The sequence below is a fragment of the Campylobacter concisus genome, assembly GCF_002914195.1.
Classification (GTDB): Bacteria; Campylobacterota; Campylobacteria; order Campylobacterales; family Campylobacteraceae; genus Campylobacter_A; species Campylobacter_A concisus_M.
Genome location: NZ_PPAU01000101.1, coordinates 1 through 459, shown reverse-complemented (window position 1 = coordinate 459; position 459 = coordinate 1). Strand labels below are relative to the sequence as shown.

1 protein-coding gene is annotated in these 459 nt (G+C 45.5%); it reads left to right on the top strand.

The window, feature by feature from the left end; all coding sequences use genetic code 11:
* A partial coding sequence (locus tag CYP28_RS10920; protein ID WP_181000429.1) for a hypothetical protein occupies window positions 1-459 on the top strand: 459 nt, incomplete at both ends.

Below are 459 nucleotides of genomic sequence, written 5' to 3'. Positions count from 1 at the left end.
AAGGGGAAAAAGAAAAAAAGGGAAGGGGAAGGGGAGGGAAAGAGAAGAGGGAGGAGAGGGGGGAGAGGGGGAGAAAAGAGAAAAGAAAAAGGAGGGAAAAAGAGAAAAAAAAGAGAGAGAGAAAAAAAGAGAAAAAGGGGGGAAAAAAGAGGAAGAGGAAGGAGGAAGAGGAAGAAGAGAGAAAAGGGAGAGAGAAAGGGGAGGAAGAGAGAGGGAAGAAGGGAAGAGGAGAGAAGAGAAGAAAGGAGGGAGAAAGGAAGAGAGAAGGGGAGAGAAGGGGAAAGGAGGGGGGGGGAAAAAAAGAAAAAAAAGGGGGGAAGAAAAGAAAAAAAAGGGAGGGAAAGGAGAGGAAAGAAAAAAGAGGGGGAGAGGAGGAGGAAGAAGGGGGAAAGAGAAAAAAAAGGGAGAGAAGGAAAAGGAAGAAAGGGAGAAAGGGAAAAGGAAAAAAAGAAGGGAAGA